The organism is Marinomonas atlantica (genome assembly GCF_001639725.1).
Classification (GTDB): domain Bacteria; phylum Pseudomonadota; class Gammaproteobacteria; order Pseudomonadales; family Marinomonadaceae; genus Marinomonas; species Marinomonas atlantica.
Genome location: NZ_LTAW01000001.1, coordinates 13234 through 32946, shown reverse-complemented (window position 1 = coordinate 32946; position 19713 = coordinate 13234). Strand labels below are relative to the sequence as shown.

At 45.7% G+C, this 19713-nt stretch carries 20 protein-coding genes; 18 read left to right on the top strand and 2 right to left on the bottom strand.

Annotated elements, in window-relative coordinates; translation table 11 throughout:
* Positions 1-13: 13 nt before the first annotated feature.
* The gene (yidC, locus tag AYW75_RS00155) at positions 14-1669 is read left to right on the top strand and encodes a membrane protein insertase YidC (RefSeq protein ID WP_067093698.1); all 1656 of its coding nucleotides are present in this window, start codon (positions 14-16) and stop codon (positions 1667-1669) included.
* Positions 1670-1775: 106 nt separating this feature from the next.
* Entirely contained in the window at positions 1776-3155 is a 1380-nt protein-coding gene (gene mnmE / locus AYW75_RS00150) for a tRNA uridine-5-carboxymethylaminomethyl(34) synthesis GTPase MnmE (RefSeq protein ID WP_067093696.1), read from the top strand.
* 45 nt (positions 3156-3200) lie between these two features.
* Here mnmE and acuI read toward each other — a convergent pair whose 3' ends face one another.
* Together acuI and acuR are read right to left on the bottom strand one after the other, a co-directional pair.
* The gene (gene acuI / locus AYW75_RS00145; protein ID WP_067093693.1) at positions 3201-4178 is read right to left on the bottom strand and encodes an acrylyl-CoA reductase (NADPH); all 978 of its coding nucleotides are present in this window, start codon (positions 4176-4178) and stop codon (positions 3201-3203) included.
* A gap of 45 nt (positions 4179-4223) precedes the next feature.
* Entirely contained in the window at positions 4224-4850 is a 627-nt protein-coding gene (acuR, locus tag AYW75_RS00140) for an acrylate utilization transcriptional regulator AcuR (protein WP_067093691.1), read from the bottom strand.
* 86 nt (positions 4851-4936) lie between these two features.
* On the opposite strand from acuR, the gene AYW75_RS18720 reads away from it, so the two are divergent.
* The 16 genes from AYW75_RS18720 to AYW75_RS00065 all read left to right on the top strand — a co-directional run bounded on the left by AYW75_RS18720 (position 4937) and on the right by AYW75_RS00065 (position 19670).
* The gene (locus tag AYW75_RS18720) at positions 4937-5095 is read left to right on the top strand and encodes a hypothetical protein (RefSeq protein WP_156490784.1); all 159 of its coding nucleotides are present in this window, start codon (positions 4937-4939) and stop codon (positions 5093-5095) included.
* 419 nt (positions 5096-5514) lie between these two features.
* Complete coding sequence (gene mnmG, locus AYW75_RS00135; protein ID WP_067093688.1) at positions 5515-7404, top strand: tRNA uridine-5-carboxymethylaminomethyl(34) synthesis enzyme MnmG; 1890 nt, start codon at positions 5515-5517, stop codon at positions 7402-7404.
* Positions 7405-7441: 37 nt separating this feature from the next.
* Complete coding sequence (gene rsmG / locus AYW75_RS00130; protein ID WP_067093685.1) at positions 7442-8068, top strand: 16S rRNA (guanine(527)-N(7))-methyltransferase RsmG; 627 nt, start codon at positions 7442-7444, stop codon at positions 8066-8068.
* Between the two features lie 7 nt (positions 8069-8075).
* Positions 8076-8849: a ParA family protein gene (locus tag AYW75_RS00125; protein WP_067093683.1), complete on the top strand. Its 774-nt coding sequence runs from the start codon at positions 8076-8078 to the stop codon at positions 8847-8849.
* A gap of 22 nt (positions 8850-8871) precedes the next feature.
* Positions 8872-9762 carry a ParB/RepB/Spo0J family partition protein gene (locus AYW75_RS00120; protein WP_067093680.1) on the top strand — a complete coding sequence of 297 codons (891 nt, stop codon included), beginning with the start codon at positions 8872-8874 and terminating at the stop codon, positions 9760-9762.
* Positions 9763-9942: 180 nt separating this feature from the next.
* Entirely contained in the window at positions 9943-10347 is a 405-nt protein-coding gene (locus AYW75_RS00115) for an ATP synthase subunit I (protein WP_067093677.1), read from the top strand.
* Between the two features lie 46 nt (positions 10348-10393).
* Positions 10394-11215, top strand: a complete 822-nt coding sequence (gene atpB, locus AYW75_RS00110) for a F0F1 ATP synthase subunit A (RefSeq protein WP_067035510.1) — start codon at positions 10394-10396, stop codon at positions 11213-11215.
* Positions 11216-11282: 67 nt separating this feature from the next.
* Positions 11283-11540 (top strand): F0F1 ATP synthase subunit C, encoded by a 258-nt coding sequence (gene atpE / locus AYW75_RS00105; protein WP_067035513.1) that lies wholly within the window; start codon positions 11283-11285, stop codon positions 11538-11540.
* A gap of 60 nt (positions 11541-11600) precedes the next feature.
* Positions 11601-12071, top strand: coding sequence for a F0F1 ATP synthase subunit B (locus AYW75_RS00100; protein ID WP_067093675.1), 471 nt, complete (start codon positions 11601-11603; stop codon positions 12069-12071).
* A gap of 11 nt (positions 12072-12082) precedes the next feature.
* Positions 12083-12619 (top strand): F0F1 ATP synthase subunit delta, encoded by a 537-nt coding sequence (locus AYW75_RS00095; protein WP_067093672.1) that lies wholly within the window; start codon positions 12083-12085, stop codon positions 12617-12619.
* Positions 12620-12655: 36 nt separating this feature from the next.
* Entirely contained in the window at positions 12656-14200 is a 1545-nt protein-coding gene (gene atpA / locus AYW75_RS00090; protein ID WP_067093669.1) for a F0F1 ATP synthase subunit alpha, read from the top strand.
* A 78-nt stretch (positions 14201-14278) separates the two neighbouring features.
* Entirely contained in the window at positions 14279-15139 is an 861-nt protein-coding gene (atpG, locus tag AYW75_RS00085) for a F0F1 ATP synthase subunit gamma (protein WP_067093666.1), read from the top strand.
* Positions 15140-15167: 28 nt separating this feature from the next.
* On the top strand, positions 15168-16544 hold the full coding sequence (gene atpD, locus AYW75_RS00080) for a F0F1 ATP synthase subunit beta (protein WP_067035528.1): 1377 nt from the start codon (positions 15168-15170) through the stop codon (positions 16542-16544).
* Between the two features lie 60 nt (positions 16545-16604).
* Positions 16605-17024, top strand: a complete 420-nt coding sequence (locus tag AYW75_RS00075) for a F0F1 ATP synthase subunit epsilon (RefSeq protein WP_067093664.1) — start codon at positions 16605-16607, stop codon at positions 17022-17024.
* Positions 17025-17199: 175 nt separating this feature from the next.
* Complete coding sequence (locus AYW75_RS00070) at positions 17200-17637, top strand: F0F1 ATP synthase subunit epsilon (RefSeq protein WP_067093661.1); 438 nt, start codon at positions 17200-17202, stop codon at positions 17635-17637.
* A 128-nt stretch (positions 17638-17765) separates the two neighbouring features.
* Positions 17766-19670: a propionyl-CoA synthetase gene (locus tag AYW75_RS00065; RefSeq protein WP_067093658.1), complete on the top strand. Its 1905-nt coding sequence runs from the start codon at positions 17766-17768 to the stop codon at positions 19668-19670.
* The last annotated feature ends 43 nt before the right edge of the window (positions 19671-19713 follow it).

Sequence of the window (19713 nt, the reverse complement as noted above, 5' to 3'; positions counted from 1 at the left end):
CTAGTTGAATACCATGGATTTCAGACGTTACTTATTATGGGGAGCTCTGTTTGTCAGTGGCTACCTGCTGTTCCTGCAGTGGAACCAAGACTATGGCACAGCTGCAACAGCACAATCTGCAAGCACGCCAAGTGAAACGGTTGTAGCAACTAATGCAGATTCCGATCTTCCAAGCGCAAACTCGATTACCCAAGCGGCGAGTAATGCGGATATTCCAGATCAAGCAACATCTGTTGCTCAAGGCCAGCTGATTCACGTTAAGACTGATACTCTTGATGTAGCAATCAACCCATTGGGTGGCGATTTGGTTGAAGCCTCTTTGTTGCAATACATGAAAACCAACAATGGCAGTGAGCCATTTGTAATTTTAGATAATGGCGGAGAACGTCTTTATGTAACACAAAGTGGTTTGATTGGACGCGACGGCCCAGATGCAAGCGGTACTAGACCAACATACAGTGCGGAGCAAACGTCTTACACTCTTGAAGACGGCGACAACACACTGGATGTAAACCTTTACTACACAGATGACAAAGGCATTAGCTACACTAAAACCTTCGTTTTCACACGTGGCACTTACAGCGTCCGTCAGTTGATTACCGTAAACAACACCAGCTCTGAAACATGGCGTGGTAATCAGTTTGCGCAAATCAAACGTGATAACAGTGAAGACCCAAGTACAGCAACGAATATGGGCTTGCAGCCGTTTATTGGTGGTGCAATCTCTGACGAAGAAAATCCATACGACAAAATTTCGTTCGATGACATGGCGGAAGAGCCTGTTAAAGACACGACAACGAAGGGTTGGGTCGCTTTACTGCAACACTACTTCGTATCGGCTTGGATTCCAGAGCAGGGACAGAAAGTTACCTTGTTCGCACGTACAAACAACAATGGCTTTAACCTAATCGGTTTCACAGGTTCTGCTGTTGAAGTACCAGCGGGTCAGCAAGGCACGCTAAGTTCGACTTTCTACGTGGGTCCTAAACTGCAAGATCAATTAGCCGCAACCGCTGAAAACCTAGATTTAACCGTAGATTACGGTTGGTTGTGGTGGTTAGCACAACCATTATTCTGGTTACTAACGGCGATTCAAGCTGTTGTTATTAACTGGGGTGTAGCGATTATCTTGATCGTAGTCTGTGTGAAGGCATTGTTCTTCAAACTGTCTGCAGCAAGTTACCGCTCTATGGCCAAAATGCGTAAGTTTGGTCCTGAGCTTGCACGCCTACGTGAGCAGCACGGCGATGATCGCCAAGCCATGTCGCAAGCCATGATGACGTTGTACAAGAAAGAAAAGATCAATCCTTTGGGTGGTTGTCTTCCAATTCTGGTACAAATGCCAGTGTTCCTATCCCTTTACTGGGTCTTGATGGAATCAGTAGAGCTGCGCCACGCGCCATTCATGCTATGGATCACTGACTTGTCAGCGATGGATCCTTACTTTGTACTGCCAATCCTAATGGGTCTAAGTATGCTAGGTCAGCAAGCGTTAAATCCGACGCCTCCAGACCCAATGCAAGCCCGCATCATGAAGATTATGCCGATCGCATTTACGTTCTTCTTCTTGTGGTTCCCATCAGGTCTTGTACTGTACTGGGTTGTGAACAACACGCTTTCGATCATCCAGCAATACGTGATCACTAAGAACATAGAGAAAAACGGCTAGTTATTTACCCGTTATTCCATTGTTAAAAAAGGCTTCCTACGGGAAGCCTTTTTGTTATTAAAGTCTTACACTAAGCATATTATTTTTATCGTTTATACAGGCCGTTATGTCAGATTTTCAGCAGCTCATCGACCAAGATACCATTGTCGCGCAAGCCACCGCTCCAGGTCGTGGCGGTGTCGGCATCGTGCGAGTTTCCGGCGCCAAAAGTCTCGAAATTGCACAGGCGATTATCGGTTTTGAACCAACGCCTCGTTATGCTCATTATGTTCCATTTAAAGACGCTCAAGGCGAGCAGCTGGATATGGGCATTGCGCTTTACTTTCCAGGGCCTAACTCTTTTACCGGTGAAGACGTATTCGAACTACAAGGCCATGGTGGCCCTGTTATTATTGATATGTTGTTAAGCCGTTGTCTGAAGCTTGGTGCACGCCTAGCCCGGCCTGGTGAGTTTTCAGAACGTGCTTTCTTGAACGACAAGATGGACCTAACACAGGCTGAAGCCATTGCCGATTTAATCGATTCATCGTCCGAACAAGCAGCAAAATGCGCGTTACGCTCGTTACAAGGTGCGTTTTCCAAACGCATTGATGAACTGGTGGAAGCCCTTATTTATTTGCGTATTTACGTAGAAGCCGCAATCGACTTTCCAGAAGAAGAAATCGATTTTATCGGGGATGGTAAAGTCGCGGCTCAGCTGCAAGAGATCCGCGATAAACTGCACAGCGTGATGAAAGAGGCGAATCAAGGCGCACTGCTACGTGAAGGTATGAGTGTGGTAATCGCAGGCCGTCCGAATGCAGGTAAATCGAGCCTTTTGAACGCATTATCAGGCAAAGATTCTGCGATCGTAACGTCGATAGAAGGCACCACTCGCGATGTACTGCGAGAGCATATTCATCTAGATGGTATGCCACTGCACATCATTGATACGGCTGGGTTACGCGACAGCCCAGACGAAGTGGAGCGCATCGGTATTCAGCGTGCTTGGGAAGAAATCCATAAAGCTGATCGCATTCTGTTGATGGTCGACAGCCAATCGGTCAATTCCAATGACCCGAACGATATATGGCCAGAATTCATGGGGCAATTGACCTCTAAAGATCACCTAACACTGGTCCGAAACAAAGTCGATCTAACCAAAGAAAGCACGGGCTATGAAGAATATAACGGACTGCCCGTGATTTCGTTATCGGCGAAAACCAATGATGGAATTGATGCTTTATCCACACATCTAAAAACCGTGATGGGGTTTGACAGCACCACAGAAGGCGGTTTTATCGCTCGTCGTCGCCATATAGAAGCACTGCAAAAAGCCAACAGCTTCCTTGACGCAGGCTTTGAGCAGCTACATGGGCATGGTGCAGGGGAGTTGTTAGCAGAAGACCTGAAAGAAGCGCAACAAGCTCTTAGTGAGATCACTGGCGCTTTTACCAGCGACGATCTATTAGGTCGCATCTTCGGTTCTTTCTGTATAGGGAAGTAATGCTAACGCCCACCAGCCAAAGGTGGGCGTTTTTCTAACATGTCGTTAAATCGACACTATCACTCGACCACGAACGCTTCCGTCTAAAAGCTTGTTCGCGTATTCCACGGCATCCTCTAAACCAATCGTTGCACCAATCTGGTCTAAATCCTCTGCATTTAATAGCTCGGCAAGACGCTGCCATGCTTGTTCGCGGTCGGCCAATGGGCGCATCACACTATCGATACCGTACAATGTCACCCCTCGAAGAATAAACGGCGCCACTGATGCAGGGAAATCCATGCCTTGCGCGAGTCCACATGCCGTGACCGCACCGCCGTATTTTACACTTGCACATGCATTGGCTAAAGTGTGACTGCCTACACAATCAACCACCCCGGCCCAACGCTCTTTTTGCAAAGGCTTTCCAGCTTCGGATAACTCAGCACGATCAATCACATCACTCGCCCCCAGCTGCTTTAAGTATTCCGACTCTTGTGGTCGTCCAGTACTGGCAACGACCTCAAAACCTAATTTACTTAAAATTCGTACCGCATAACTGCCAACACCGCCGTTGGCACCAGTAACTAAAACAGGACCATGAGAGGGCGTAATGCCATGTTTTTCCAACGCTAACACGCTGAGCATCGCCGTATAGCCAGCAGTACCAATCGCCATGGCTTGTGGGGCGCTGAATGCACTGGGTAACGCAATCAACCAGTCACTGTTTAAACTGGCTTGTTCCGCTAGACCGCCCCAATGAGTTTCCCCTACACCGAAACCGTTTAACAAGACTTGATCACCAACTTGAAAACGGTCACTTTCAGTCGCCACGACCTCTCCAACCAAATCAATCCCTGGCACCATTGGAAATTGACGTACCACTGGCGATTTACCTGTAATCGCTAAGGCATCCTTGTAGTTTAGAGTACTTGCACGAACCGCAATCTGAACGTCTCCTTGCGGTAAGTCAGCTGTTTCTAATTGACTTAGCTGAGCTTGGTAACCTTGTTCATCCTTCGTTATAACCAGTGCTTTAAACATTACGGTCCTCCTAATTAGACCAGTCGTCTATAAATAGATAAATTTCTAACGGGCCAAGCCCGCTAAATAGAATTTTTCAAACTGAATCAGTGGTCCACTGGACTGCAGTAATCTAGCCCGCGCCACAGCACCTTCCCAACTAATCCAAAAAACATGTGCTAACTCATCGACATCTGCATCATGAGCTAATAACCCTTGCTGTTGAGCCAACGTTAGGCAGTCTGCCACTTTACTCTGCCAACTTTGATAAGTGGCAAGCACTGCTAAGCGGATTGTCTCAGGCAATGCATTGGCTTCTTGCTCTAGGTTACCCACTAAACAGCCACGTTTATAAGCGTATTTCTCCATACCGGCTTTGGCCGAGTCTATAAAGTTACGCAATCGCGTTATTGGAGATACATCATCATCCAGTAAATAGCGATCAAGCTTATTTTCAAAGTAATGCCTGTATCGTTCGAGTACAGCTAGAGCAAATACTTCTTTGCTATCAAAGTAATGGTAGAAAGACCCTTTAGGTACTTCTGCAAATCGCAGCATCGGCTCCAATCCTGTTCCATGAAAACCGTTTTGGGTCAGCCAAACTAAGCCAGCCTGTAACAACGCATCCTTTGTATCACGGTAACTCAAATCATTTCGTTTCGGTCGACCGCGTCGGCTTTGAAGTACTTCCATTAACATTCCTCTAAATTAGACCAGCCGTCTAAAAATAGTTGGTTATACACATTTTCGCAACATGCATCGTTAAATAGGTTATGCACATGGCTATGGTAAAAGACCTGATTGGCTGTCAAGAAACTTTATTCACAAAATTATTGCGTAAAAAATATGAAGATGATGAAAAAATTAACTTTTTTGCCTGTGGATTAAAATTTTATATTTTTGCTGTATGTATAACCAAAAAAACAAGTAATTATTAACAATATTAGTAGGTTATAAACATTTGAATTGTAAAATTAGCTTGTGGACAAATACGGTAATAAGTCCATAAGAAGTTTTGCACAGTTTTGCACAAGTAGGTCACTATAAAAACGGTATGTATAACTAACACATTTATGCACAGCAATTGATTATCCACACCACAGGATTATAGGTGCGAACTTAACATGTTATTATGTGAATAAGGTTATGATATATATAGATTTTTATAAGTTAATAACAGAATTTGTCTTGCTATATAAATAACTTAAACATAAAAAAATCATATATAACCTATTTATACTATTATTGATGACCGGGTAATTGGACTGAAAGGTCTCTTTCAATTTGGAATTTACTCGATATACTAAGCGCCCTGTTAGATCAACTGTTCATTTTTTATTCATTACCCGAGGTTCGTGTGGATTTCCCAACTCACTTTGATGTGATTGTGGTCGGTGGTGGCCATGCTGGTACCGAAGCCGCTCTTGCTGCAGCTCGCATGGGTGTAAAAACCCTTTTACTTACTCACAATATTGAAACGTTGGGACAGATGTCTTGTAACCCAGCGATTGGTGGTATCGGGAAGTCCCACTTGGTTAAAGAAATTGATGCCTTGGATGGCGTGATGGCTCTAGCTACGGATAAGGCTGGCATCCAATTTCGTACATTAAACAGCCGAAAAGGACCTGCAGTTCGTGCAACACGTGCTCAAGCCGATCGAATTCTTTATAAAGCGGCTGTTAGATATACGTTAGAAAACCAAGAAAATTTATGGCTGTTCCAACAATCATGTGAAGATCTGATTGTTGAAAACGGCGCTGCTCGTGGCGTTATTACTCAGAGTGGTATTCGTTTTCTAAGTAAAACAGTCATCATGACGACTGGCACATTTTTAGGCGGTATTATTCATGTAGGTATGCAGAATTACTCAGGTGGGCGAGCAGGAGATCCTGCTTCCATTGGCTTAGCGGAAAAGTTACGTGCTCTGCCATTTCGCATTGACCGCTTGAAAACCGGAACGCCTCCACGTATTGATGCTCGTACTGTCGATTTTTCAGTCATGCAAGCTCAGCCTGGAGATGACATTACTCCGGTAATGTCTTACATGGGCAGCCGTGCTTTGCATCCAGAGCAAATAAATTGCTTTATTACACATACCAATGAACAAACACATGACATCATTCGTTCAGGTATGGATCGTTCACCTATGTACGCAGGTGTAATAGATGGGGTAGGACCACGTTACTGCCCATCTATCGAAGACAAGATTGTGCGGTTTGCCGATAAAAACTCTCACCAAGTATTCATTGAGCCGGAAGGATTAACGACGCACGAGCTTTATCCAAATGGTATTTCGACGTCACTGCCATTCGATGTGCAGTTGGATTTGATTCGCTCTATGAAAGGCTTGGAAAATGCGCATATCACGCGACCTGGTTATGCCATTGAGTACGATTTCTTCAATCCGCAAGATTTAAAGTATTCACTTGAAACTAAACACATGGAAAGTTTGTACTTCGCTGGCCAGATTAATGGCACAACAGGTTATGAAGAAGCGGGTGCTCAAGGCTTATTAGCTGGGATGAATGCTGCATTGCAGGCACAAGGTAAAGAGCCTTGGACACCACGTCGTGATGAGGCGTATTTAGGCGTATTGGTCGATGACTTAATCACCATGGGGGCTGATGAACCTTACCGTATGTTTACCAGTCGCGCCGAATACCGTTTAATTCTTCGTGAAGACAATGCTGACTTGCGATTGACTGAAAAAGGCCATCAATTAGGTTTGGTATCAGAAGAACGTTGGGCTGCATTCAACAAGAAGCGTGAAGCTATCGAGCTTGAAACTCAACGTATGAAGTCAGCTTGGATTGTACCGAATACACCGGAAGCGGAATCGATTAATCCTAAACTGGAAACACCGATTTCCCATGAGTACAACTTACTCGACTTGCTAAAGCGTCCTGGCGTGGAATATTCAGATGTAGCGAATTTGAAAAATGCACCAGAGCAGCCAGTTGATGAACAAGTAGCTGAGCAGGTTCAGATTTCAGTAAAGTATGCAGGGTATATTTCTCGTCAAGCTGAAGATATTGAGCGTTTGCGTCGTCAAGAAAATACTGCGCTGCCAGAAAATATGGATTATTCCATCATTGATGGCTTGTCGAATGAGGTGAAGCAAAAGCTTGAAGCGGCACGTCCGGCTACGCTTGCAGCAGCATCTCGTATTCAAGGCATTACACCGGCGGCGATATCTTTACTCTTAGTACATTTGAAAAAACGTGCCATAAGCCACAAAAGTGCCTAGAATCAGCAGCCAATAGTATGCATTTCTAGGAACGACTGTGAGTTATTTTGATACCCTCAAACGAGGTGCCGAACAAATGGGCATCTCGTTATCTGATGAAACTGTTGAACGCCTTGTTCAATACCTAGGACTTCTTGAGAAGTGGAACAAGGCGTACAATCTTACTGCTATCCGCGACACGGACAAAATGGTGTCGCTACATCTACTGGATAGTCTTGCAACATTGCCTTTTATTACCGGTAAAAAAATTATCGATGTTGGTACCGGCCCAGGCTTACCTGGCATGATATTGGCAATTTGTTTACCAGAGCATGATTTTACCTTGTTGGACAGTAATGGTAAAAAAACACGTTTCCTTACCCAAGTGAAAATGGAAATGGGGTTGGCCAACGTTACCGTTGCGAATGAACGTGTTGAAAATCATGCTAACCAAGGCGCATACGATCATGTTACTTCTCGTGCATTCGCATCACTTGAAGACATGATTAATTGGTGCTTACCATTGCCTTCTGCAAAAGGGAATTTTTTAGCCATGAAAGGTGTCTATCCAGACGATGAGTTGGAAAACCTACCAGATACAGTAACGGTAAAAGAGATTAAACCATTGAGTGTTCCCACCATTGACGCCGAGCGACATATGGTGATTATGACCCGCAAAGGATAGTAAGACTATGGCGCGTATCATCGCAGTGACCAATCAGAAAGGTGGCGTAGGCAAAACCACAACCTGTGTTAACTTAGCCGCTTCACTGGGTGCAATGAAGCGTCGCGTGCTCTTGATTGATCTCGACCCGCAGGGTAATGCCACTACCGGTAGTGGCTTATTGAAAGATGAGCTCGAAGGATCCGTGTATGATGTCTTAGTTGGAACCCATGGCGTTAAAGAGACTATGGTATACAGTGAAACCGCTGGCTTCACTGTATTACCCGCTAACGGTGATTTGACTGGTGCTGAAGTCGTATTATTGGACTTGCCAAGCAAAGAGACGCGTTTACGTGCGGGTTTATATGAAGTTGAAAATGAATTCGACTATATCTTACTAGACTGTCCGCCTTCACTGAACATGTTGACAGTGAACGCATTGGCGGCAGCTCAGGGTGTGCTCATTCCTGTGCAATGTGAATACTATGCTTTGGAAGGGTTAACGGCCTTATTACAAACCATCGAAACAATTTCAACGGCCTTGAATCCAGCATTGGAGATCGAAGGTATATTACGAACTATGTATGACCCACGTCCAAGCTTGACGCATGATGTGTCGACACAACTTGTCGAGCATTTTGGGAATAAAGTGTTTGATACGGTCATTCCTCGCAATATCCGTTTAGCCGAGGCGCCGAGCTATGGTTTGCCAGTATTACAATACGAGAAGCAGTCTCGAGGCGCTGTCGCGTATTTAGCGTTGGCTGGCGAGTTTATTCGTAAGCGTGCGGTCGCCGCTTAAACAGTTAAAAGGTTTGATTGGAATGACGATGAAAAAGCGTGGATTAGGTCGCGGATTAGATGCTTTGTTGGCGCCGAAAGCGGCACCTGCTCAAGATATAACTAGCGGTGACGCCATTGAAATAACTGATAATGTTGTTCAAGGGCTAACGTACTTACCCGTTGATTGGCTGAGCAAAGGTAAATTCCAGCCACGTCGCGACATGAACCCCAATCAGTTGGATGAACTGGCGAACTCGATTCGTAATCAAGGTATCATGCAGCCGATTGTTGTGCGTCCAATTAGCGAACAAAACTACGAAATCATTGCCGGTGAACGTCGTTGGCGTGCCGCTAAAATCGCTGGTCTAGATAAAGTGCCGGTGATAGTCCGTCACGTAGAAGATTCTGATGCCATTGTTTTAGCGTTAATCGAAAACATCCAACGAGAAGACTTGAACCCAGTTGAAGAGGCTATGGCCCTTCAGCGTTTGGTGGACGAATTTAAGCTTACACAGCAACAAGTCGCTGATACGGTCGGTAAGTCACGTTCTGCCGTTGCAAACCTTCTTCGTTTGTTGAATTTATCGCCTGACGTACGTCGTTTATTAGAGCATGGTGACATTGAAATGGGGCATGCCCGAGCTCTATTAGGGCTTGATACTGAGCTTCAGCCGCAAGCGGCATCCGTCGTGATCACTCAGTCACTTTCTGTTCGAGAGACAGAGAAATTAGTGAAGTCTTATCAAACGCCAGTCGAAGAGCAGGCGAAAAAGGCGCTACCAGACTTCTCGGAGCATGCTTCTAAGATTGCAGAAAAAATTAATTCTAGCGTGAAGGTGCAACCAAGTGCTAAAGGGAAGGGAAAATTAGTCATCGAATATCGAGATCAAGCGCATTTAGAAGCGATGATGAATGAGTTTTTTGGGGTATAGCTGCAAATTTGGTGCGTTAAAGCACTAAAATAATCGACATTAGACTAATAGTGCACTTTCTGTGCCGCGTTTGTATTGAACCGCCTTAATATAACCCATATAATGCGTCGGATTTTAAATTTGATCACATTGTGTGCGTATTTAAATGCATCATAATTGTGCGTCAGCTAGGGGTAATTAATGGCTCATACTAAGCCGCTCAAGGCGAGTGCTTTATTAGCCGCAAAAAAACGCGCCGTGTTTCGCTTTATTGCAACACAACTCGTGTTAGTTTTTTGCCTCAGTGTTGGAATTTATATGATTTACGATGGTCTACACGCCTACTCCTTTTTAGCAGGAGCGTTAGCCAGCGTACTTCCAAGTTTATATATGGCATGGCGTGTGTTTGGTCATGCTGGGACGAGAGCTGCGCAAGACGTAGTGAAGTCATTTTACCGAGGTGAAGCAGGTAAATTGGTATTGACGGCTATCTTACTTTCAGCTGTCTTTATTTTTATAAAGCCAATTGCTGCCGGCGCGTTATTTGCCGGCTTCGGTGTTGCAATTTTGAGCCATTGGCTCAGCCCTTTGTTGCTAAGGTATTAGCAACAAAGGTAACGGTTTTAATCATTGAAAGAGTGTGGATGTAAATATGGCAAGTGAAAATCTCACAGCGTCAAGCTACATTCAGCATCACCTTCAGAATTTGACCTATGGTCAACATCCTGATGGTACGTGGGGTATTGCTCACGGTGCTGAAGAAGCTGCGGCAATGGGGTTCTGGGCGATTCACCTGGACACAATGTTGTTCTCGATCGGCCTAGGTATCCTGTTCCTTTGGTTATTCCGTAAAGCGGCGAAGAAAGTATCTGTTGATACCCCTTCTGGTCTTCAGAACTTCGTTGAGCTGATGGTGGAATTCGTTGACCAGAGCGTTAAAGAAACGTTCCATGGTAAGAACAAAGTCATCGCGCCTTTGGCATTGACGATTTTTGTTTGGGTGTTCTTGATGAACACGATGGACTTAGTACCGGTCGACTTTTTACCTCATTTAGCGTCTTTGTTGGGGGTTCCATACTTCCGTGTGGTACCTACAACAGATCTTAACGCGACACTTGGTATGTCTATTTCAGTCTTCATTTTGATCATTTACTACAGCATCAAAGTGAAAGGCGTGAGCGGATTTGTTGGCGAATTGACATTGCAACCTTTCGGTAAGTGGATGATTCCATTCAACTTATTACTTGAAGGTGTAGGTCTATTGGCTAAACCTGTTTCTCTAGCATTACGACTTTTCGGTAACTTGTATGCTGGTGAATTGATCTTCATCTTGATCGCGATCTTGCCTTGGGGCATTCAATGGGCTCTGTCTGTGCCTTGGGCGATCTTCCACATTCTAGTAATCGTATTGCAAGCATTCATCTTTATGATGCTGACAATTGTTTACCTGAGTATGGCGCACGAAGATCACTAAGATCGCGTTGTTAAAACGATTTATTAAAACCTTGAAATCTTAAAAACTGTGAAAATTAGGAGTTAAAATGGAAACTGTAGTTGGTCTAACCGCTGTTGCTGTAGCCCTTCTTATCGGTCTTGGTGCCCTAGGTACTGCGATTGGTTTTGGTCTACTTGGTGGTAAATTCTTGGAAGGCGCTGCGCGTCAACCAGAAATGGTTCCAATGCTGCAAGTTAAAATGTTCATCGTAGCGGGTCTTCTTGACGCCGTAACTATGATCGGTGTTGGTATTGCATTGTTCTTCACTTTCGCAAACCCATTCGTTGCTCAGGTTGCTGGCTAATACGTCGCTTTACATTGAAGTGATCTATTAATTTTGAACGACTAGAGCGAGGATATTTGCGTGAATATTAATCTCACACTAATAGGCCAAGCTATCTCGTTTGCTATTTTTGTGTGGTTCTGCATGAAGTTCGTGTGGCCACCAGTAATTGCTGCGCTCGAAGAGCGTAGCAAGAAAATAGCAGACGGTTTGGAAGCAGCTAACCGCGCTTCACGTGATCTAGAGCTAGCTCAAGAAAAAGCTACTCAAACATTGCGTGAAAGCAAGGAACAAGCGGCCGAGATTATTGAACAAGCCAACAAACGTGCTAACCAAATCATTGATGAAGCGAAAGAGCAAGCGATCACAGACGGCCAACGCCTACGTGATGCCGCACAGTCAGAGATCGAACAAGACGTTGTACGTGCTAAAGAAGCACTACGTAGTCAAGTTTCATCTCTAGCTCTTATCGGTGCAGAGAAGATTTTGGGCGCCAGCGTTGACCAAAAAGCACACAGCGAGATCGTTGAACAACTCGCCAAAGAGCTATAAGCGAGGGTCCTATGGCTGAATTAAAAACAGTCGCGCGACCATACGCCAAAGCGGCTTTTGAAGTAGCTCGTGAGCAAGGCCAAGTAGCTGAGTGGGCCAATATGCTAAGCATATTGGCTACTGCTACAACTGAGTCAAAGCTAAGTACTGCGCTTCAAAACCCAGCTTTTAGTGCGCAAGAGAAGGCAGCAGCTCTAGCGGAAGTGTGCAACGAAGTGATCACTGAGCAAGGTAAAGCATATTTGCTAAGTCTTGCTGTAAATAAGCGTTTGACGCTTCTTTCAGCGATTTCTGAGTTATTTGAGCAGTTCAAGCTGAACTATGAAAAAGCGGTAAATGTTGTAGTGACATCTGCCTATGCTTTATCAGCTGAACAAGAGCAAACACTGGCCGCTTCACTGGGTCAAAAGTTAGATCGTCAGATCAACTTAACCAGTGAAACAGACGCAAGCCTTATTGGTGGCGTGGTAATCCGTACCGGTGATTTAATCATCGACGGTTCAGTACGCGGAAAACTGGCGAAACTGGCCGAAGCGATAAACTCCTAAGGTTTCATTCGCGAAACCAGGGTTGAGGAATTTAGCATGCAGCAACTGAATCCATCTGAGATCAGCGAGATCATTAAGAAGCGCATCGAAACACTTGATGTGACTTCAGATGCCCAGAATGAGGGCACAATTGTCAGCGTTGCAGACGGTATCGTATTGATCCACGGTCTAGCTGACGTAATGTACGGGGAAATGATTGAGTTCCCTGGTGGTATCTTTGGTATGGCATTGAACCTAGAGCGTGACTCTGTCGGTGCCGTAGTACTTGGTAACTACCAAGACCTTGTAGAAGGTCAAAAAGCAAAATGTACTGGTCGTATTCTTGAAGTACCAGTAGGCCCAGAGCTACTAGGTCGCGTTGTAGACGCACTTGGTAACCCAATTGACGGCAAAGGCCCAGTTGAAGCGAAACTAACTGACGCAGTAGAGAAGGTTGCACCTGGTGTAATCGCTCGTCAGGGTGTTGATCAGCCAGTGCAAACTGGTTACAAAGCAATCGACTCTATGGTGCCAATCGGTCGTGGTCAACGTGAGTTGATCATCGGTGACCGTCAGATTGGTAAGACAGCTCTAGCAATTGACACTATTATTGCCCAGAAAGATTCTGGCATTAAATGTGTGTACGTTGCGATTGGTCAAAAGCAGTCTACTATCGCTAACGTAGTACGTAAGCTAGAAGAGCATGGCGCATTGGAATACACGACTATCGTTGCAGCGGGTGCATCTGACCCAGCAGCGATGCAGTTCCTAGCACCATACTCTGGTTGTTCTATGGGCGAATACTTCCGTGACCGCGGTGAAGATGCGTTGATCGTATTTGATGACTTGACGAAACAAGCTTGGGCTTACCGTCAAATCTCATTGCTACTACGTCGTCCACCAGGTCGTGAAGCCTACCCAGGTGACGTATTCTACTTGCACTCTCGTCTTCTAGAGCGTGCATCACGTGTAAGCGCTGAGTATGTAGAAAAGTTCACTAACGGTGAAGTTAAAGGCCAAACTGGTTCTTTGACAGCTCTACCTATCATCGAGACTCAAGGTGGTGACGTATCAGCGTTTGTACCAACGAACGTTATCTCTATCACCGATGGTCAGATCTTCCTTGAAACAAGCTCATTCAACGCCGGCATCCGTCCTGCAATGAACGCTGGTATCTCGGTTTCTCGTGTAGGTGGCGCAGCGCAAACTAAAATCATCAAGAAGTTGGGCGGTGGTATTCGTCTTGCTCTTGCTCAGTACCGTGAATTGGCTGCGTTTGCTCAGTTCGCTTCTGACCTTGATGATGCGACTCGTAAGCAACTTGAGCACGGTAAGCAAGTAACTGAATTGATGAAGCAACCGCAATTCAGTCCAATGTCAGTAGGTGACATGGGCGTAATCCTTTACGCTGCCAATGAAGGCTTCCTTGCAGATGTTGAAACAAGCAAAATTGCTAGCTTTGAAAGTTCATTGTTGAGCTACATGAACAGCGAACACGCTGCCATGATGCAAGACATTAACAAGTCTGGTAATTACAACGACGAAATCGCAGGTACTTTCAAGTCAGCGATTGAGAAGTTTAAAGCTACACAAACTTGGTAATGATTGGGTGGCTGGCTTGCTGGCCACCAATCATCTCTGCAGTTTGTGAATTAACATTCTCACAAGGGCAGGTCTAATATGGCAGTCGGAAAAGAGATACGCGCTCAGATTGGGAGCATTAACAATACGCGAAAAATTACGCGTGCTATGGAAAAAGTAGCCGCTAGTAAAACGCGTAAAGCTCAGGATCGTATGGCCTCTTCTCGTCCGTATGCAGATCGCATTCGTCAAGTGATTGGTCACTTGGCAAACGCGAATCCTGAGTATAAGCACCGTTACCTAACCGAGCGTGAAATCAAGCGAGTTGGTTACGTCATCGTATCCAGTGACCGTGGTTTGTGTGGTGGCTTGAACGTTAACGCGTTTAAAGCGGCTATAAAAGATATGAAGCAATTTGTCGAAGCAGGGGTCGAAGTTGAGATCTGTGCCGTTGGCTCAAAAGCGGTGTCTTTCTTCAAAAACTACGGTGGTAATGTATCTGCAGCAGTAACTGGCCTAGGCGATGCACCAGAAGCATCACGTTTGGTTGGTAGTGTGAAGGTTATGTTGGATGCGTTTGATGAAGGTCGCATCGACCGTCTAGTTTTGGTGTCTAACGAATTTGTTAACACCATGACTCAGAAACCATGTGTCGAGCAACTTTTGCCGCTACAAGCAGAAGAAAATGCAGAACTGAAGCACCACTGGGATTACCTGTACGAACCTGATGCAGTTGAGATCTTAAATGATCTACTGGTTCGTTACATAGAATCTCAGGTATACCAAGCCGTTGTTGAAAATATTGCGTGTGAACAAGCCGCTCGAATGCTGGCTATGAAAAACGCAACGGACAACGCGGGCGATATCATTAATGAATTGCAGTTGGTGTACAACAAGGCACGTCAGGCAGCCATTACTCAGGAAATTTCTGAGATTGTTGGCGGCGCGGCAGCGGTTTAAGGTATTTAGGTATTAAGAGGATCCGAACATGAGTAGCGGACAAATCGTACAGATCATCGGTGCGGTTATCGACGTGGAATTCCCACGTGATAGCGTGCCAAAAGTATACGACGCCCTTACTATTGAGGGAAAAGAGTTGGTGTTGGAAGTTCAACAACAACTAGGTGACGGTATTGTACGTACTATCGCCATGGGTTCTACCGAAGGTATGAAGCGTGGACTAGAAGTTCAAAGCACTGGTAACCCAGTGTTGGTACCTGTTGGTACTAAGACTCTAGGTCGCATCATGGACGTTCTAGGTAACCCTATTGATGAAAAAGGAGCCATCGGTGAAGAAGAACGTTGGTCTATCCACCGTTCAGCTCCTTCATACGCTGAGCAGTCTTCAAGCAACGAATTGCTTGAAACAGGTATCAAGGTAATCGACCTTGTTTGTCCTTTCGCGAAAGGTGGTAAAGTTGGTCTGTTTGGTGGTGCCGGTGTAGGTAAAACCGTAAACATGATGGAGCTTATCCGTAACATCGCGATCGAGCACAGCGGTTACTCTGTATTCGCAGGTGTTGGTGAGCGTACTCGTGAGGGTAACGATTTCTACCATGAGATGACTGACTCGAACGTAATCGACAAAGTATCTCTAGTATACGGTCAGATGAACGAGCCACCAGGTAACCGTCTACGTGTAGCATTGACAGGTCTAACCATGGCGGAGAAATTCCGTGATGAAGGCCGTGACGTACTATTCTTCGTCGACAACATCTACCGTTACACACTAGCGGGTACTGAAGTATCAGCACTGCTAGGTCGTATGCCTTCTGCGGTAGGTTACCAGCCAACTCTTGCAGAAGAGATGGGTGTGCTTCAAGAACGTATCACGTCTACTAAGACAGGTTCTATCACGTCTGTACAAGCGGTATACGTACCTGCCGATGACTTGACTGACCCGTCTCCAGCGACAACGTTCTCGCATTTGGACGCAACGGTTGTATTGTCTCGTGACATCGCATCTTTGGGTATCTACCCTGCGATCGATCCATTGGACTCTACTTCACGTCAGCTTGACCCACTTGTAATTGGTCAAGAGCACTACGACGTAGCACGTGGCGTACAGATGGTTCTTCAGCGCTACAAAGAGCTGAAAGACATCATCGCGATCTTGGGTATGGACGAGCTTTCTGAAGAAGATAAACAGACTGTAAACCGTGCTCGTAAGATCCAACGTTACTTGTCTCAGCCTTTCTTCGTAGCGGAAGTATTCACTGGTTCTCCTGGTAAATACGTTTCTTTGAAAGACACTATCCGTGGCTTCCAAGGCATCCTTAACGGCGAATTCGACGAGCTTCCAGAGCAAGCGTTCTACATGATCGGTAGCATCGACGAAGCTGTAGAGAAAGCTAAGAAACTTTAATCCACGCAGTGTCAGTGAGCCTCGGCTCACTGACAAAGCCTGACTGAAAAGAGGCAACTTATGGCTATCACGGTACAATGCGATATCGTAAGCGCTGAACAAGAGATCTTCTCAGGTTCTGTTGAGACTCTTGTGGCTGCAGGTAGTTATGGCGATCTAGGTGTTTACCCAGGTCATGCGCCTTTGTTGACTACATTGCAACCAGGCCCTGTTCGTGTGGTTAAGCAAAACGGTGACGAAGAAATTATTTTCGTATCAGGCGGCTTCCTAGAAGTACAGCCTCATCGTGTAACTGTCTTAGCAGATACCGCTGTTCGTGCGAACGACCTTGATGAAGCGGCAGCACTTGAAGCGAAGAAACATGCTCAAGATCTGTTGGATCAGCAACATGCTGATTTGGATATTAGCCGTGCAACGGCTGAATTGGCGGAAGCCGTAGCGCGTCTACGTACTATCCAGCAGTTCCGTCAAAGCAAATAAGCTAGACGTTATCCAGATCATAAAAAGCAGCCTTAGGGCTGCTTTTTTTATGCCTAAAATTTGGTGTTTAACAGCACCTATACAGCATGTTGGTCTATAAAAGGAGTGGGTTTTTCATAGTTGGAAGGATTTATGCATGTAGTGCAGTAACCAACTAGTTTAAAAAGGAGTTTTTATGAGCCAAACCATTCTTTGCGACATTGTCAGTGCTGAACGCACACTGTACTCCAGTGCTGTGAAGTATATTGTTGTGCCTGCGGATTTGGGTGATGTTGGCATTTATCCCGGACATGCCCCGCTATTGACGCTATTAAAATCGGGCAGTGCTCGTTTGGTAAAAGAGGATGATAGTGAAGAGTTGTTGTATATCTCGGGTGGGTTTATGGAAGTGCAGTCTCATCGGGTCATATTATTAGCAGACTTTGCAGAGCGAGCGGGTGAGCTAGACGAAGCAGAAGCCCTTGCGGCTAAACAGCATGCGGAAGAGCACTTAGGTAGCTCGGTTAATGATCTTGACCATAACCGTGCTTTGAAAGAGCTAAGCGAAGCGGTAGCGCGCCTTAAAGTGATTGAACAGAATCGTAGAACGGCTCACTTTGTCGACAAAAAATAAATAATATTCAAATATTAGCCTTTAGTATTAGATTTTTTGGCGCTTTTTTCGTCTATATTTGGTTTCGACGCTTTAGATTGTAGACAATCTGAAGTTTGGCAAAGAATAAACATAAAAGGTCTGCCTGCATGTCATATCAAATAGAGTATCAACGTGCCTGTACTGAACCAGAGGCATTTTGGCGCGAAAAAGCGCAAGCGTTAGAGTGGTTCCAATTTCCGCATACCGTGCTCTCACAGGATGAGCATGGCATGGATCGATGGTTTGCTGATGGCGAACTCAATACCTGCTATCTTGCGCTTGATCATCACGTCGCTAACGGCCGTGCTGATCAAGCGGCGTTAATTTATGACTCCCCCGTGACCAACACCAAGAAAACTTACAGCTATCAAGAGTTGTTAGATGAAGTGTCTGTGTTTGCGGGCGCATTGAAGCAGCAGGGGGTCGGTAAGGGCGATACAGTCGTCATTTACATGCCGATGATTCCTCAAGCTTTGATGGCCATGCTAGCAGTTGCACGGCTTGGGGCGATTCACTCCGTTGTCTTTGGTGGCTTCGCTGCCCATGAGTTAGCGGTACGTATTGATGACGCCCAGCCTAAAGCCATTGTGACGGCTTCTTGTGGCATAGAAGTAAGCCGAGTCGTGTCTTACAAGCCGTTACTTGATGAAGCGTTAAGACAAGCTAAGCATGAGCCCAATGCTTGTATTGTTTTTCAACGAGAACAAGAGCTTGCAGAGCTTAAAGCAGGCAGGGATTACGACTGGAACGAGCTGGTGAAAAGTGCTTTTCCGTGTGACTGTACCCCTGTTAAAGGTACTGATCCACTCTATATCCTATACACGTCGGGGACGACCGGAAAACCGAAAGGTGTGGTTCGCGACAATGGTGGTCATGCCGTCGCCTTGAACTATTCGATGAAAGCCATTTACAACATGAGCCCGGGTGAAGTGTTTTGGGCGGCATCGGATGTCGGTTGGGTCGTCGGTCATTCATACATTGTATATGGCCCTTTGATTTATGGTTGCACCACTGTGATGTACGAAGGCAAGCCGATTATGACGCCTAATGCCGGTGAATTCTGGCGGGTCTGTAAAGAGTACGATGTGAAGACTTTGTTTGCTGCGCCGACGGCATTTCGTGCGATTCGTAAAGAAGATCCGCATGCCGAGTTACTGAACAAAGAAGACTTAGCCGGTTTGCGGGTCATCTTTATGGCAGGAGAACGTTTAGATCCCCCTACGTACGAATGGACTAAAGCCGTCACCGGTAAATGTGTTGTTGACCATTGGTGGCAAACGGAAACTGGCTGGGCGATTTGCGCTAACCCAATAGGGTTGGAAATGAAGATTGCTAAACCAGGTTCGTCGACAGTGCCATCCCCTGGGTTTCAAGTGCATGTGCTGGATGATCGAGGTGAGCCGCTCGCGCCAATGGAGCAGGGCAGTATCGCCTTAAAAAGACCGCTGCCCCCCAGTTGTTTACCGGCTATTTGGGGCGATATCGATCGCTTTAAGTCGGGTTATTTAAGTGAATACCCGGGCTATTACACCTCTGGAGATGGTGGTTACATCGATGAAGACGGTTATGTGTTTATCATGGGACGAACCGATGATGTTATCAACGTGGCAGGACATCGGCTATCAACCGGTGAAATGGAAGAAGTCGTCGCCATGCACGACGCTGTGGCTGAATGCTGTGTGATCGGTATCAATGACGATCTAAAAGGCCAGTTACCATTAGGATTGGTACTGTTGAAAAATGGCTATGAAGAACACACCGATAAAATTCAAGAAGAGTTAGTGGCTTTGGTTCGTCAAGAAATCGGTGCCTTGGCCTGCTTTAAGATTGCGATGGTGGTACCTAAGTTACCGAAAACCCGTTCTGGTAAAATCCTGCGTAAATTACTGCGTCAGATTGCTTCGGGAGAAGAGTTTAATATTCCTTCCACCATCGACGATCCAAACAGTATTCATGATATTCAGGACTTAATGGCCGAGCGCGGCATCATTGTCGACAAACTGGCGGGTTAGCAGCCAAGCTGAGTTTTTAAGCCAGCCAACATGGCCACGCCAT